At 67.0% G+C, this 13,768-nt stretch carries 16 protein-coding genes and 2 pseudogenes; 11 read left to right on the forward strand and 7 right to left on the reverse strand.

The window, feature by feature from the left end:
• The first annotated feature begins 28 nt into the window (after nucleotides 1–28).
• The 4 genes from BLR02_RS02120 (at nucleotide 29) to BLR02_RS02135 (ending at nucleotide 2,652) form a co-directional block, all read left to right on the forward strand.
• A complete protein-coding gene (locus tag BLR02_RS02120) occupies nucleotides 29–265 on the forward strand; it encodes a hypothetical protein (RefSeq protein ID WP_090660014.1) in 237 nt (78 codons plus the stop codon).
• A gap of 16 nt (nucleotides 266–281) precedes the next feature.
• On the forward strand, nucleotides 282–1,775 hold the full coding sequence (locus BLR02_RS02125; RefSeq protein WP_090660018.1) for an MFS transporter: 1,494 nt from the start codon (nucleotides 282–284) through the stop codon (nucleotides 1,773–1,775).
• 33 nt (nucleotides 1,776–1,808) lie between these two features.
• Nucleotides 1,809–2,027 carry a hypothetical protein gene (locus tag BLR02_RS02130; RefSeq protein ID WP_090560738.1) on the forward strand — a complete coding sequence of 73 codons (219 nt, stop codon included), beginning with the start codon at nucleotides 1,809–1,811 and terminating at the stop codon, nucleotides 2,025–2,027.
• 73 nt (nucleotides 2,028–2,100) lie between these two features.
• Nucleotides 2,101–2,652 (forward strand): AsmA family protein, encoded by a 552-nt coding sequence (locus BLR02_RS02135; protein WP_143018019.1) that lies wholly within the window; start codon nucleotides 2,101–2,103, stop codon nucleotides 2,650–2,652.
• A gap of 120 nt (nucleotides 2,653–2,772) precedes the next feature.
• On the opposite strand, the gene BLR02_RS02140 is transcribed toward BLR02_RS02135, so the two are convergent.
• Nucleotides 2,773–3,609 (reverse strand): DUF1206 domain-containing protein, encoded by an 837-nt coding sequence (locus BLR02_RS02140; RefSeq protein WP_090560740.1) that lies wholly within the window; start codon nucleotides 3,607–3,609, stop codon nucleotides 2,773–2,775.
• 126 nt (nucleotides 3,610–3,735) lie between these two features.
• Here BLR02_RS02140 and BLR02_RS02145 point away from each other — a divergent pair, with 126 nt between their 5' ends.
• The 3 genes and pseudogenes from BLR02_RS02145 to BLR02_RS02150 all read left to right on the forward strand — a co-directional run bounded on the left by BLR02_RS02145 (nucleotide 3,736) and on the right by BLR02_RS02150 (nucleotide 5,510).
• Nucleotides 3,736–3,921 carry a hypothetical protein gene (locus tag BLR02_RS02145; protein WP_090560741.1) on the forward strand — a complete coding sequence of 62 codons (186 nt, stop codon included), beginning with the start codon at nucleotides 3,736–3,738 and terminating at the stop codon, nucleotides 3,919–3,921.
• Nucleotides 3,922–4,055: 134 nt separating this feature from the next.
• Nucleotides 4,056–4,217: pseudogene (locus BLR02_RS30260) on the forward strand (IS630 family transposase); the annotation flags it as partial.
• Nucleotides 4,218–4,514: 297 nt separating this feature from the next.
• Nucleotides 4,515–5,510 carry a Bug family tripartite tricarboxylate transporter substrate binding protein gene (locus BLR02_RS02150; protein ID WP_176849333.1) on the forward strand — a complete coding sequence of 332 codons (996 nt, stop codon included), beginning with the start codon at nucleotides 4,515–4,517 and terminating at the stop codon, nucleotides 5,508–5,510.
• A gap of 2 nt (nucleotides 5,511–5,512) precedes the next feature.
• On the opposite strand, the gene BLR02_RS28395 is transcribed toward BLR02_RS02150, so the two are convergent.
• The gene (locus BLR02_RS28395) at nucleotides 5,513–5,743 is read right to left on the reverse strand and encodes a hypothetical protein (protein ID WP_143018021.1); all 231 of its coding nucleotides are present in this window, start codon (nucleotides 5,741–5,743) and stop codon (nucleotides 5,513–5,515) included.
• 60 nt (nucleotides 5,744–5,803) lie between these two features.
• Here BLR02_RS28395 and BLR02_RS02155 point away from each other — a divergent pair.
• Nucleotides 5,804–6,262: pseudogene (locus tag BLR02_RS02155) on the forward strand (transposase); the annotation flags it as partial.
• Nucleotides 6,263–6,355: 93 nt separating this feature from the next.
• Here the strand turns inward: BLR02_RS02155 and BLR02_RS02160 are convergent.
• Complete coding sequence (locus BLR02_RS02160; protein ID WP_090660024.1) at nucleotides 6,356–7,405, reverse strand: tripartite tricarboxylate transporter substrate-binding protein; 1,050 nt, start codon at nucleotides 7,403–7,405, stop codon at nucleotides 6,356–6,358.
• Between the two features lie 125 nt (nucleotides 7,406–7,530).
• On the opposite strand from BLR02_RS02160, the gene BLR02_RS02165 reads away from it, so the two are divergent.
• The 3 genes from BLR02_RS02165 (at nucleotide 7,531) to BLR02_RS02175 (ending at nucleotide 10,416) form a co-directional block, all read left to right on the forward strand.
• The gene (locus tag BLR02_RS02165) at nucleotides 7,531–7,764 is read left to right on the forward strand and encodes a hypothetical protein (protein WP_176849335.1); all 234 of its coding nucleotides are present in this window, start codon (nucleotides 7,531–7,533) and stop codon (nucleotides 7,762–7,764) included.
• 146 nt (nucleotides 7,765–7,910) lie between these two features.
• Nucleotides 7,911–9,128 (forward strand): ABC transporter substrate-binding protein, encoded by a 1,218-nt coding sequence (locus BLR02_RS02170; RefSeq protein WP_090660029.1) that lies wholly within the window; start codon nucleotides 7,911–7,913, stop codon nucleotides 9,126–9,128.
• A 199-nt stretch (nucleotides 9,129–9,327) separates the two neighbouring features.
• A complete protein-coding gene (locus BLR02_RS02175; protein ID WP_143018022.1) occupies nucleotides 9,328–10,416 on the forward strand; it encodes a peptidoglycan-binding domain-containing protein in 1,089 nt (362 codons plus the stop codon).
• A gap of 224 nt (nucleotides 10,417–10,640) precedes the next feature.
• Here BLR02_RS02175 and BLR02_RS31040 read toward each other — a convergent pair whose 3' ends face one another.
• The 4 genes from BLR02_RS31040 to BLR02_RS02190 form a co-directional block, all read right to left on the reverse strand.
• Nucleotides 10,641–10,793 (reverse strand): hypothetical protein, encoded by a 153-nt coding sequence (locus BLR02_RS31040; protein ID WP_408735503.1) that lies wholly within the window; start codon nucleotides 10,791–10,793, stop codon nucleotides 10,641–10,643.
• Between the two features lie 157 nt (nucleotides 10,794–10,950).
• Nucleotides 10,951–11,658 (reverse strand): hypothetical protein, encoded by a 708-nt coding sequence (locus BLR02_RS30270; protein WP_176849299.1) that lies wholly within the window; start codon nucleotides 11,656–11,658, stop codon nucleotides 10,951–10,953.
• Between the two features lie 4 nt (nucleotides 11,659–11,662).
• On the reverse strand, nucleotides 11,663–13,069 hold the full coding sequence (locus tag BLR02_RS02185; RefSeq protein ID WP_090560747.1) for a TRAP transporter large permease: 1,407 nt from the start codon (nucleotides 13,067–13,069) through the stop codon (nucleotides 11,663–11,665).
• A 5-nt stretch (nucleotides 13,070–13,074) separates the two neighbouring features.
• Nucleotides 13,075–13,722, reverse strand: a complete 648-nt coding sequence (locus BLR02_RS02190) for a TRAP transporter small permease subunit (protein WP_090560748.1) — start codon at nucleotides 13,720–13,722, stop codon at nucleotides 13,075–13,077.
• Nucleotides 13,723–13,768: the final 46 nt, after the last annotated feature.

Genomic DNA, 13,768 nt, shown 5'->3' on the forward strand with positions numbered 1-13,768 from the left:
CGGGCCCGCTGAGCACAGGAGAACAACCATGCGACCCATCGGCCTGCCCGCTCTCACCTTCGGCGCGCAGCCGCTCGGCAGCGCCTGCCAAGTACCGCCCATGCAGGATCCGAAGACCGGCATCGCCGCGGATGCCGGCCTCGGTGCCGCGGCTGGCGCCCGGCTCGGCTCGCTGTCCGGCAAACTCGGCTGGGGCGCGCTGACAGGCACGGCCGCCGGTATCGCTGGTGGCTGCATCTACGAACGCGACCAGCGGAACGGCTGAGCGGCGCCTGGCACGCATGCCGGACCACGTCGGGCCTCCCGGGCTGCTCGCCCCGCTGCGCCGGCTCAACCGACGCACGGCGCCGCCGCTGCTCGTCTACCTGGCGGCCGGGGCAAGCGGCTTCGCCGCGATCGCCGAGACCTTCTGGGTGCGCGAGCGCCTCGGGCTCTCGGCACCGGCGCTGCTCGCGCTCGCCGCGTGGCTGACCGTGCCCTGGACGCTGAAGATGGTGGTCGGGCACCTGGTCGACACCGTGCCGATCTTCGGCTCTCGGCGGCGCAGCTACATCCTGATCGGCGCCCTGCTGCAGGTGGCGGCCTCTCTCGCGCTGGCCGCCGCCGCCGCCGGCCGCACCGGCTCCGCCTCGGCGGAAGCGGTCTATGTCGCCGCCTCCCTCCTCGTCGTCATCGGCCTTGTCGTGCAGGATTGCGTCGCCGATGCGCTGACGACGGAGGTGGTGGACCGCACGGACCCGGAGGGCATGCCGCGCGACCCAGCCGTCGTGCAGGCCGAGCTTGGCGACGTGCAGGTGCTCGGCCGCGTCGCGGTGATGGGCGGGGCCTTCGCGGTGGCCGGAATCGGAGGCTGGGCGGCACAGGCGCTGCCGGCGGCCATCGTCTTCCTGATCGGCGCGGCGGTGCCGCTGCTCTCCGTCATCGGCGCCGTGCTGCTGCAAGAAACCGCCGAGGATGCGCCGCTCCGGCCCGACCGGCGCATCCTCGGCGGAGGGACCGTTTTCGCCGCGGCGCTGCTCGCGCTCGGCTTGTTCGACCCGCCCTATGCGCCGGAGATCGGTCTCCTGCTCTCGCTCGGTGTCATCGCCTGGCTGCTGCGGACCACCATGGCCGGCATCCCGCCCGCGACGCGGCGCGCCATGGCGGCGGCCGCGGCGGTGATCTTCGCGTTCCGCGCCGCGCCGCCGGCCGGGCCCGGCCTGCAATGGTGGCAGATGGACGTGCTCGGCTACGACCAGGGCTTCTTCGGCGTGCTGGCGCAGATCGGCACCGGTCTCGCCATCGCCGGCTCGCTGCTGCTCGGCGGGCGCATCGTGCGGCTGCCGCTCGGCATGGTGCTCGGCTGGCTCGCGGCGCTCGGCGCCCTGCTGGCACTGCCGACCATCGGCATGCTCTTCGGCCTGCACCACTGGACCGAGGCGCATCTCGGCATCGGCGCGCGTACCATCGGCTTGGTGGACACCGCGCTCTCGGCGCCGCTCGCGCAGCTCGGCATGATCCCGGTGCTGACGCTGATCGCGGTGCATGCGCCGCCGGGGCGGCAGGCCACCTGGTTCGCGCTGGTCGCCTCGCTGATGAACCTGGCCCTGCAGGCGGGCAACATCTTCTCGCGCGGGCTGAACGCCGCCTTCCCGGTGGCGCGCGGGGACTATGGCGCGCTGCCCGCCTTGGTCATCGCCGCGACCGTGGCCGGCCTCGCGCTTGCCCTCGGCGCCATCCTCCTGCTCGGGCCCTGGCTGCGGTCCCCGGCAGGGCCGGCGCCGCAATCCCAGTAAAGAGGGACGGCATGATGCTGCGCAGGATCGCACTTGTCGTGGCTCGGGGCGCTCGCCTGGCGCCTGGAGCGGGGGGCGATCGAGGCGCCCTTCCTCGCCGCGCGGATCGAGGCCGCCCTGGAGGGCGGTGCCCTACACGTCGAGGTGGGCCGCACGCGCATCGCCTGGACCGGCTTCGAGGATGGCGGCCTGGCCCCTGTCGAGATCCTCCTGTCGCAGGTGCATGCGCGCGGGGAGGGAGGGACGCCGTGATTCGAGGTGCCGAAGGCGCAGGTGGCATTCCCGCTCGGCGGGCTGTTGCGCGCGCCTCGCACCGAGCCGGGTGGTGCTGGACGCGCCGGTGCTCCACCTGCGCTGCGAGGCCGGCGGTACGCTGTCCCTGGCCCCGGGGCAGCCGGAGGGCGAGGCCGCGGCGCCGGCCTCCGGCCCATCACCGGAGGCGCTCCTCGCAGCGCTCCGCGATCTCCGGATCACGGACGGGCGGATCGTGGTCGAGGACCGGGCGCTCGGGCTCGATTGGGCGCTCCGCAACCTCAACCTCGCGCTGGGACGGCCTGCGGATGATGCGCTGCGGGGCGCGGCCAGCGTTAAGCTCGCATCGGGGGAGGAGACGGTGCCCCTTCGGCTGGCCGCCTCGCTGGAAGACGCGCCGCAGCGCTGGCATCTCGACCTGTCGCTGCCGCACCTCCGGCCTGCCGCCCTGGCGCATGCGGCCCCAGCGCTGGCGCCGCTCGGCATGCTCGACGCGCCGGCCTCCCTGACGGCCAGCGAAACCCTCACCGAGGACGGCCAGCCGCTCATGCCAGCGCCACGCTGCGGGCCGGGCCGGTCTGGGCCGATCCTACTTGCCCTCAGGGAACCCAGGCCGGATCAATAGCAGTTGCCACGGAGCAACGGGCGCAGCACCAGCAGCCTATGCGACAGCTGACACCGAACTGTCCGCCGACGATGATGCGTGGAACAGAGCCACCAGATGCACCAACGGTGGCGGTCAGGGTTACATCACCATGGGCTTTGCCGCCGCGACAACCTCGCGGGCGTCAGGTGCGTTAATTCGCCGATACCTGGATTCTGCAAGCTCGAAGGCGCCGAATGCGGTGAGGCCAAGTGCGACCAAGGTGAAGAGCGCCCGCCCAAAAGGCTGAGCCTGAAGAGCAAGCAAGGCACCGCCGAGACCACGCGCCTCGCTCGGGTCTGCCTGGTAAGCGGCAACCACAAGGAAGCCGCCGACTATCAGGAACACCACCGATCGCGCCGCATATCCCGCACGCCCAAGCGGGACCACCCAGCGCGCAGCGCCGGCGTCACAGGTCAGATAGCGTCTGAAAGAGGCGGTCCAAGCCTTGTATCCCATGGCCAGCGCCGAACCAGACACCGCCAGCCCGGCGGCGCCGACCAACCACCGGCCAAACGGCCGGACCAGCAGCCAAGCAGTCCAATCCTCCGTCGAGGTCCCGCCGCCATCGCCTTGCCGCCCCCCGAGGAGCAGACTCACAGCGAACACCCCAAGGCTGGCGTAGATGATGGCCGAGACCGCCTGCCCGGCGCGGGCGGCGATGGCCTTTGGGCCGGTGCCGCGCCCGTCTGCGTCCAGGATCGCCTGGAAGGTTCGCCAGAGGGCGAAGCCGAAGACGCCGAGCGCGACGACAGCGAGGAGAGCAGTCCCAAGCGGCTGGGACAGAATGGTCTGGAGAGCGCCCTTCGAATCCGTGGCACCTCCTCCGCGCCCAATAGCGGCGAGCAAGGCCAGGGCGCCGATGATCAGGCTCACGACGCCGCGCGCGGCATAACCGAGACGGGCCAGCAGCTCCAGGCGTTCGCGGTTGGCTACCATCTCCGACCTCGATTTATGTGGGTGCCGGCAATGCAACGAGATGCGGCCTCATCCGGTTCCGCCGCATGAGCGTTGCCAAGTTCTTGGACTCTGTCCGGAACGAGGTGGCTGGGCCAATCCGGTGGGATGATGCCAGAGCCCGCCACCTGCTCCGGATATCGCTTCCCAGCAGAGATCATCAGCCCTGCGGTGTGGCTTCATCAACTGTTCAGCCTCAGCCTGCGCGACGTCGAGCTCATCCTGGCCGAGCGGAGCATCAGCGTCACGCACGAGAGCATCCGAAGCTGGTGTCCGACGTCCGGCGGCACCTGATGAGCGCGGGGCAGTACCACGGCGCCCGCGAAAAGGCCTTCCGGGGCTGTCTGAGGAAACCTGTGTTCAGATGGCAGCGTGATCCTGCCAGCCGCGATGGCGCTCGATCCAACGCAGCGATCGCTTCAATAACCTGGCGATGCCTGCGGCACAGCCACAAGTAGTTCGTCTGCTTCCTGAACGCCGTCGAGCGCACGGTTCCGGCTGGCAAGATGACCCACGCCATCCTCGACACCTACGGCACCCACAAGCAACCAAAGGTGCGGAAGTGGCTGGCCAATCACTCACGCTGGATCCGCGAGCGTCTGCACTACCAGGTTGTCCGCACCACGCGTGACGATGCCATCTGCCACAGGTTCATGACGGTGCCGGGTGTTGGTCCAGGCTGTCACAGCAAGCATGATCCAATGGCTACCGAGCCCCGACATCCAAGTCCGGCCGATTGGCGTTGCAGAGGACGGGAGGCCGACGGGATCACCCTGTCTCACGACCTCCGGAGCCTGCTGATTTCCCTCCGTACCCACCGGCAACGCATGTTTCATGACGTCTGTGCGCAACCGCCGGAGAGCGGTCACCACAGGGGAGGTTCACCTATGTACCGTCGTTCATTCCTGGGCGTCGTGACCCAGGCGCTTGCCATTCCCGCCATCGCCCGCGCCCAGGGGCATGGCCAGGTCGGTTTACGCTACCCGGACCGGCCCATCCGCTTCATCGTACCCTTTCCGCCCGGCGGTGGAACCGATGTCTGGGCGCGCATGGTGGCCGAGGGCATGCAGGCCGAGCTCGGCCAGCCGGTCCTGATCGAGAACCGTGCCGGGGCTGGCGGGATGGTAGGAGCAGAGGTCGCGTCGAAGGCCGTTCCGGACGGCTACACCTTGCTCTACAATATCACAACTCATGTGCAGGCGCCGGTGACCTTCCGCCGATTCCCTTACGACCCGATGCGTGACTTCTTCCCGGTAGGACGCCTCGGCACCACCGCCATCACCTTCTGCATCGGGCCGACCGTGCCGGCGTCCGTGACGACGCTCGCCGAATTCGTGGCGTGGGGCCGCGGGCGCGAGCTCGCCTTCGGCAATTACGGGCAGGGCTCGACAGGGCACGCCTATGCCCTGCTCCTGGCGCAGGAAGCAGGGCTCCGCGTGACCCAGGTCGCCTATCGGGGCGAGGCCCCCATGCTGCAGGACCTGCTGGCGGGCAATTTCCATGGCGGCTTCCACAGCATGACGGCCTCAGGTGAGATGATCCGCACGCGGCGCATCCGGCCGCTGGCAACCGGGGGACCGGATCGTGTGCCCTCACTCGCGGCTGAGGTGCCGACGCTTCTTGAGCTTGGCTATTCCCGCCGCTTCGACTTCACCGGCTTCACTGGCCTCTTCGCACCGGCGCGGGTACCTCAGCCCATTTTGGACCAGTTGTCCGCCGCCTTCCGCACCGTCGCAACCAGCACAGAGATGATACGACGGCTGCACGCCATCGACACCGTTCCCGGCTACGAGGATCCGCCGGCCTTCCGCATGTCGGTCGAGCGGACTCTCCGACAGTGGGAAGAGCTGGCGCAGAGCCTCGACCTGTACGCCACAGGGTGAGATCAGCCGGCAAGCGAAACCGCCACGCGCTTTGCAACGAAAGTACCGACCGCTTGTGCGCGCCCTTCTGGCAAAGCCAGGGCCCGCCAGCGCCTGAACACAGGCGCGTCGTTGGTGTTGAGCCGCCTTTCTGGAAGGTGGCGTTGGGGCTGACGGATGAGGAGTGGGCAGTGCTGGAGGGTCGTGTCCCGGGTGCTGGTGTAGGAGGCCGATACCGTAACGGTGGCGATCATCGCAATTCGTCCTTGGTAGGGTTGTGTTGCGACACGCAACTCTGACCCAGGGACGCCACGATGACCGACGAGAGGATCGCTATTGGGGGAGCTGTTGGAGAAGGGCTCCGACCCTACTTTCCTGCGGGAGATGACCGGTTTTGCCGCGTATCGGCTGATGAAGCTGTATGCTGAGGGAGCCCGTGGCGCTGGCCATGGCGGGCGCAGCGCCTGGCGGGTGAGCCAGCGGAACGGCTGTCGGGAGCGGGACTGGCAAACCCGGGTTGGCATGGTGGAGTTGCGCGTTCCGAAGCTGCGGCGCGGCTCCTACTTTCCGGCTTTTCTGGAGCCGAGGCGGCTGGCGGAGAAGGCGCTCACGGCGGTTGAACGCATGCGTTCAACCCAAGAGGCCTATGTCCAGGGCATCTTCGTCCAGGGCATCTTCACTCGCTCGGCGGACGACCTGGTTCGGGCCATGGGCATGAAGGCATCAGCAAGAGCCAGGTGAGCCGCCCGTGTGCCGAGATTGATGGCCGGGTGCACCGTCAACTTGGCGAGGGCTTGGCATGCCGATCTGGTCCGGTCGCCAGCTGGAAAGAGTTCCCTGATTGCCAAGCCGCCCTATGCCGTCCGTCAGTCAAGCTTCGCGCCTGAGGCTTCCACGAGCCGCCGCCAGATCGGCGTCTCGTGTTTGATCTTGTCGGCGAGGGCCTGTGGTGTGACAGACGGATCGGCGATGAAGCCGACCTCTCGCATCCTTTCCCCTAGCCTGGAATCGCTGCCCGCTCGCAGGGCAGCGGCATGCAGCTGTTTGATCACCTCCGGGGCTGTTCCGGCAGGAGCCATCAGCGCCTCCCAGGCGCCAATGTCGAGCGCTCCCAGTCCAAGGTCTTCGAATTCCGACATGCCTGGGACGGAGGGAAGCAACGCGATCCGTCGCGCACTTCCGACGGCCAGCGCTGCTACCTCGCCCTGGGAAATGAGTGGCATCAGGGCCGGCGTCAGCTCGAACATCATATCAATGACGCCAGCCTGCAGGTCGGCAACCGCAGGGGCAGCCCCACGATAGGTGACGTGCAATCCTCGTACAGCGGCGGCTTTCTGCAGCGCTGCCATGGTCAGGTGCGCAGTGCTACCCACACCCGCAGTACCGAAGCGCAATTCCTCCGGGTTGTCACGGGCCCAAGTGACCAGACGGCGGAAATCGGTCCAGCCATGTCGTGCTGCGGCCTGCTTGTTGACGGCACATACGACAGTGCCGGCGCTCAGCTGACTGATCGGGGAAAAGTCAGTGTCGGGATCGAAGGGCAGATGGCTGTAGAGCGTCTTGTAGGCGCAAAGGGTGGTCATGCCGATCACGCCGAGAGTCGTGCCGTCCGCGCGAGCTTTGGCGACGTAATCGGCTCCGACGATGCCGGCTCCACCGGAGCGGTTGTCCACCACCACCTGTTGGCCAAGAAGCGGTTCCATGCGTTCCGAGAACAGTCGCCCCACCAGGTCTACGGCACCACCGGCTGGGTAGGGAACGACGAGCCGAATGGGCCGCCCAACCGAGGTTTGCTGTGCTTGGACAGAGTGGACGGCAGGAGCCATGGCCCCCATTGCCAAGCCTAAGCCAACCCTGACCGTCTGCCGGCGAGTTTTCACGAAGGGCGGGCTTTCGGACATCGTTGACTTCCTCATGGCCCCTATGGCCGGACAACCGAAACGCGGGTGACGCGAAGACGTTCTGGTTTTCGGGCATCCTCCTGCAACTCCTGGCTGCGCCGATCTTCTTGCCTCGGCGGAATCCTTTATCGTTGGCGACCTTGCGGCTGAAGCAGAGGCACGGCAGCAAGCGGCGCCGGGCCTGGCGAGTGCGGCATCTTGCCACCGACGCCAACACCGGGCGGAGAATTGCCTCGACGCTGACCGACAGGGATGCCGACGATGGCTCCCGGATTGGTCGGCTGCTCGAACAGGCGACCGAGGCGGCGATCGCCGCAGAGATGCTGAACCGAATGGTGGAGCTTGGACGCCTCAAGCATGTCCGCACCGCATGATCCGGATCACGAATGGGCCTCAATGCGACCACTTCGTCGACCTGTGCAACAAGGCCGTTTCTCGTCGAAAGCACCAAGGGTGGTGCTAGGCTCGCTCAGGTGCGGCCGGTCATCCGGCTCTGCCCAACAGCGGAGGGAGAAACATCATGACAACCCGTCGCATGGTGCTCGGCGGCGCGGCCGCTACCATCACCGTCCCTTTTGGTGCGCCACGCATCGCCGCCGCCCAGACCTCGCCTGGCGTCACTGCAACCGAAATCCGCATCGGCAATACCATGTCCTATAGCGGTCCGGTTTCCGGCCTCGGCATCCAAGGCAAGACCATGGACGCCTACTTTCGCAAGGTGAACGATAATGGCGGCGTCGCTGGGCGGAGGATCCGCTTCCTCACCTATGACGACGGCTACAGCCCGCCGAAGACGGTGGAGCAGGTGCGGCGACTGGTGGAGCAGGACCAAGTGGCCTGCTTATTCAGCAATCTCGGCACACCGACCAATAGCGCCGTGCTGCGCTACCTGAACCAACGCAAGGTGCCGAACCTCTTTCCCTCCACCGGTGCCGACAAGTGGAGCAACTACCAAGAGTTCCCTTGGACTATTGGCTTTCCACCCAGCTACCGCATCGAGGCACAACTCTATGCCAAGCACATCCTGGCAACACATCCGGGCGGGCGAATTGCCATTCTGCATCAGAACGACGATTTCGGCCGCGATTACGTCCATGGCGTGCGTGACGTGCTGGGGGCGAAGTTCGAAGAAGCAACCAAGGTGCTGAGCTACGAGAGCACCGATCCCACAATCGACCAGCAAATCATCAGCCTGCAAAGCAGCGGCTGCCAGGGGTTGGTGCTGGCGGTGACCGCAAAGTTCGCCTCCATGTCCATCCGCAAACTGTACGAGATCGGCTGGAAGCCGACCACCTGCGTGCACTATGGCGCGAACTCTGTGGGCGTCGTGATCCAGCCGGCCGGGCCGGAGAAAGCGGTGGGGCTGACCACCGCGGCTTACCTCAAAGACCCGACCGACCCGGCTTGGGCGCAGGACCCCGGCATGCTCGAATGGCGGGCCTTCATGGCGCGCTACATGCCAGATGCCGATCTCACGGATGCGAACTCGGTCTATGGCTACAGCGCGGCCCAGGCGATGGTGCAAGTGTTGCAACAATGCGGCCAGGATGCCTCGCGCGAGAACATCATGCGCCAAGCAACCAGCCTGAAAGACGTGGAGATCCCGACGCTGCTGCCCGGCATCAAGCTAAACTCCTCGCCGACCAACTATCGGCCGATCCGGCAGATGCAGCTCCAGCGGTTCAATGGAAAGACCTATGACCGCTTCGGGACGCTTCTGGAGGGCAGCGTGAGCTGACAGATGGCGCTGGACCAACAGGGCGGCAGGCCCGAAACGCCGCGCCGCCCTGAGCTTTGCCCACCGCCACCTCACGTTGCGTAGGTTGACGTCTAGAATCCGGATCCTCGTCCCCAATCCCGCTTCAAGCGCGAGCGGCTGAAGCGGGCACTGGCTCGATCAGACCGCCGAAGGCAGGCACGTCCGGTGGATCCTCGGCATGACCGTGCACCTCGTGGCTATCCCGCAACGAGGCATGGTGGCTGTCGCCGGGATGGACCCGCGGCCCGGCTGCCGACACGCGCATCACCTACCCTCGTCCGGTTCAACCCAGCGACGCAAAACCGTCCGGCTTGTTTGCCCGGAACGTCGGCGCATCACCGGCGCTGAGGGTACGGAAGGCCGGGAGTGCGGGATGGAGCAGTTGGGCGCCTTTGCACAAACTTCGGAGCCTCTGGAGGCTGCGCGCTTGGTGCGCCGGCCCGGTCTGGTGGCAGAGATGCAGGCACGGCTCGTACATCATGGACTGCTCGACCCGCCTGCAGACGGCCTCCTCGACCCCGTCACGCAATGGGCGCTCGGCGCCTTCTGCCGCGCAGTTTGCCTGCCTTTCAACAACGCGCTGGCGCCACCCGTCGCTGCTGCGCTGCTCCAGCAGGCTCCCGTGCTGCCATTGCAGCCTGATAGCAGCCTGGCAGGACGAATTGTCGCGGCTCTGATCCGGCACAACCACTGGCTATGTCGCCATCCCGACTGCGTCAATATTGTCTATGTCGAGGGCATGGACGAGCAGGGGCGCGAGGTGCCGCGCCGGCGCGACGCCTTCGACGATCTGCGGCTGCTGCTGCGCATCGCGTCCGGAGGGTACCCGGAGATCGTGGGCGCCTGGTCCGCGACGACCGCCTCGGGTCGCCTGGCGGTGGAAACGCCGGCTGAGCCCGAAGGCGCGCCGCGCCTTGCCGCAGGCCAGCATCGCGCCTGGGTTGTCGGCCGCACGGCGATCGGCACCGAGCTGGAGCAGGAGGCGCTCATCCAGGTCCTGCCTGTGCTGGTGACGCGGGATGCCAACAGGGACTTCCGGCGCGACGGTGATCCACCAGAGCGTGGCATCTTCCTCATCGACCAGCATGGCGGCCACGACGCGCCGCGTGAGCGGGTGGGCGGCATCGGTGCGGGCTGCCTGGTCGGTCGTAGCCAGGCCGGGCATGGCAGCTTCATGGCGCGGCTGCGGGATGATCCGCGCTGGCGTGTGAATGCTGCCCATGTCTTCACGACGTCCATCCTGCAGGCGAAGGAGGTGGCTGGCTGACCGGACCTCTGCCCAGCCGGATTCGCGGCTCGGCCCGGGAGGCTGCAAAAGAAGCCGATTGTAAGTTGCGAGAAGGCTCCTTGCCGCCGGACAGGGCCCTACATGCGGGTGCCTGCGCCGCGGGTCAGCCCACAACCTGCTGGCAGCCGCTCTACGATGCAGCGGGCATCCCGATTGCCGTTCAAGATGAATGCCGATCGCTGGCACCGCATACCGAAACGGCGCTACAGGGTGACGAACTGGGCGGACCATGACGCCGCGCTCCGCCAGCGTGGCAGCCTCGCCATGTGGTTCTCGAAGGACGCGGTCGCGGCGTGGCAGGCCGAGCCGCGGACCACCAGGGGCGGGCAGCCCTGGTATTCGGCGCTGGCGATCACCAAACCGCCGCGTCATGGCCAATCTCCCCATCCAGCAGGGAAAATTCGCCGAAAGACGAACACCAGCTCCGGATCACTTTCGCCGTGTCACCTCAGCCGCCGCCTGCCTCGCAGTATCGCGGCAGTGCCGGCATCCTCACTCGAACCGATGGCGGCCTCAGGCGAAACCAAGCCTGGCCCGGCCGAGCCCCGCGAAGCTGGCTGCCAGGGTCAGCCCCGCTTCCGGCCTTACCACCGGAGAAAGCCCGGTCACCACCAGCACCGCCCCAGCCGGAAGCCCGCCCGATTGCCGAGCTGCCTCCACGGCCAGCGCCAGCGCCGCCTGTAGGTCCACAGTCGTCCCACGCGGTCGCCGCCCTGCTGCAGCCAGAGTGACGGCAACGCTGCTTGCCGGAAGGGTGCCGCCCCGGCCGGCGGCAACGTGACCGAGGCCGCATAGATCGGCCGCCAGCAGGCCCAGGCTGGTCGGCGGGTCAAGGAAGCGGCTGCCCGTCACGTCGATGGCCGGGTGCACCGCTGCGAAGGCCGGAAGCCCCTGTCCCTTCTCGGGCAACGCTTCGGCCAGCACCGCAACGAGTGCCGCAGTGACCTGCGCGTGCCGTGATACAGCCAGGGGCAGGCTGGCTCCGCTGGGCAGCAGCCGTCCCTCCAGCATTGGCCCGGCGAGCCGCACTCCATCCATGGCCAAAGCCAAGCGGGTCCCGCAACTGACGAGGCCGAGCTCGTCCAGCATCAGGGCCGCCAGCTCGTCGCCCTCCGCGACATTGTCCGGCACGACGCTGTCCGGCAGCGCAGCCAGCGGATTGCCGGTCTCGAAAGCCTCAGCCAGGCAGGCTGCCGCCTGTCGCCGCGCCGCGTCGTGCATCGGCTTATTGCGCCGGTGGCAATGCGATCTCTTCCTCTGCAAATCCTCCTGGCGGCGGCGCTTCCATGTTGATCGTCGGCGCATCGCCGGCACCACCATAAAGCTGTTCGGGCAGCCAGGTCACCAGCCCGGGGAAGACGTAAACCGAGATCATGCAGATCACCACGATGTAGATGAAAGGCATGCAGCCGGCGAAGATCTGTTCCAGCCGGACATGCTTCGGCGCCACGCCTTTCAGGTAGAAGGCCGCCATGGCGACAGGCGGCGAGAGGAAGCTGGTCTGCAGGTTCAGCGCGATCATCACCCCGAAAAACAGCGGGTCCACGCCGAAATCATCCAGAAGCGGCAGGAAGATCGGCACGAAGATGACGATGATCTCGGTCCATTCCAGCGGCCAGCCGAGGATGAAGATCAGCAACTGCGCCAGAACCATGAAGGTGAACTGGTTCAGCGGCAGCGACTTGAAGAATTCCTCCACCAGCGCCTGGCCGCCGAGATAGCCGAAGACCGACGAGAATATCGCAGAACCGACGAAGAGCCAGCACACCATGGCGGAGGTGCGGGCCGTGAGGAACACGCTTTCCTTGAGCTTGCCCCAGGTGAAGCTGCGGTAGATCACGGCCAGTATGATGGCGCCGAGCGACCCCATCGCCGCCGCCTCCGAAGGCGTGGCGAGGCCCAGCAGGATGCAGCCCAGCACCAGGGCGATCAGCAGCGCAAGCGGCAGGAAGGAGCTCATCAGCGACCGCAGGATGGTCGTGAATGGCACTGCCACTTCCTCGGGCGGCAGCCGCGGCGCAACGCCGGGCTTCACGATGGCGATGCCTACCGCATACAGGACATAGAGGCCCGCCAGCATCACGCCCGGGATGAAGGCCGCGGCATAGAGCTGCACGACCGAGACGCCAGCGGTGGCGCCGAACAGGATCAGCATGATCGAAGGCGGGATCAGGATGCCGAGGCAACCGCCAGCCGCGATGACGCCGGTTGCCAGCTTCACGTCATAGCCCGCGCGCAGCATCGGCGGCAGCGCGAGCAGCCCCATCAAGGTCACCACCGCGCCGACGATGCCGGTCGCCGTGGCGAAGAGCGCGCAGGTCGCGAGCGTCGCCACCGCCAGGCTGCCGGGGATGTTGCCCGAGGCCATCTGCAGGCTGCGGAACAGCCGGTCGAGGATGTTCGCCCGCTCGATGATGTAACCCATGAAGACGAAGAGCGGCACGCTGATCAGCACGTCATTCGCCATGATGGCGTAGGTGCGCTGCACGAGCAGGTCGAAGATGCGTTCCTGCATCCCGAGATAGCCGAAGAACAGGCCCATCGCCATCAGGGTGAAGGCGATGGGAAAGCCGAGCATGATGAAGAACAGGAACAGGAAAAGTTGGGTAAGACCCAACACGCCGTCGCTCATGGGGGCTATCGTCCGGTGTGGTCGTCAGCGGCGCGTTCGCCGGGGATTCGTCCGCTCTCGGCCATCTCGCGCGCCAGGAGCTCGGGGTCCTTCTCGGCGGCGGCGGCCAGGATCTGCTGTTCCAGCTCCTCCACATCCGAGAGGCGCTGCGGCCAGGCGCCGCTGCGGATGCATTGGATGCAGCGCACCACCTCCACCAGCCCCTGCAGCAGCAGCAGCACACCGACCACCGGGATCAGCAGCTTGAAGGGCCAGATCACGGGCCCGGTCGGGGAGAACATGCTGCGCTCGTTCTGCCGGAAACTGTCGGCGAAGAAGTGCCAGCCGGAGATCATGAAGGCGAAGATCGCCGGGAAGAAGAACAGGATGAACAGCACCAGGTCGAACCAGGCCTGGGTGCGCGGAGTGAAATTGCGGTACAGGAAATCGCCGCGCACATGCCCGTTGCGCGACAGCGCATAGGCGCCGGCCATCATGAACAGCGTGCCGTAGAGCATGTAGGATACGTCGTAGCCCCAGCTGGTCGGGGCGCGGAAGACGTAGCGAACGAAGACCTCGTAGACCACGATGCCGGTCAGCACGAGGATTGTCCAGGCGAAGGTCTGGCCGACGAAGGTGCTGAGCCGGTCGATGCCGAGCAGCAGGCGCTGCATGCGCGTTCCCCCAATCCGAACGGAACCCGCCGCCCGGCATCGCCGG

This window comes from Belnapia rosea (genome assembly GCF_900101615.1).
Classification (GTDB): domain Bacteria; phylum Pseudomonadota; class Alphaproteobacteria; order Acetobacterales; family Acetobacteraceae; genus Belnapia; species Belnapia rosea.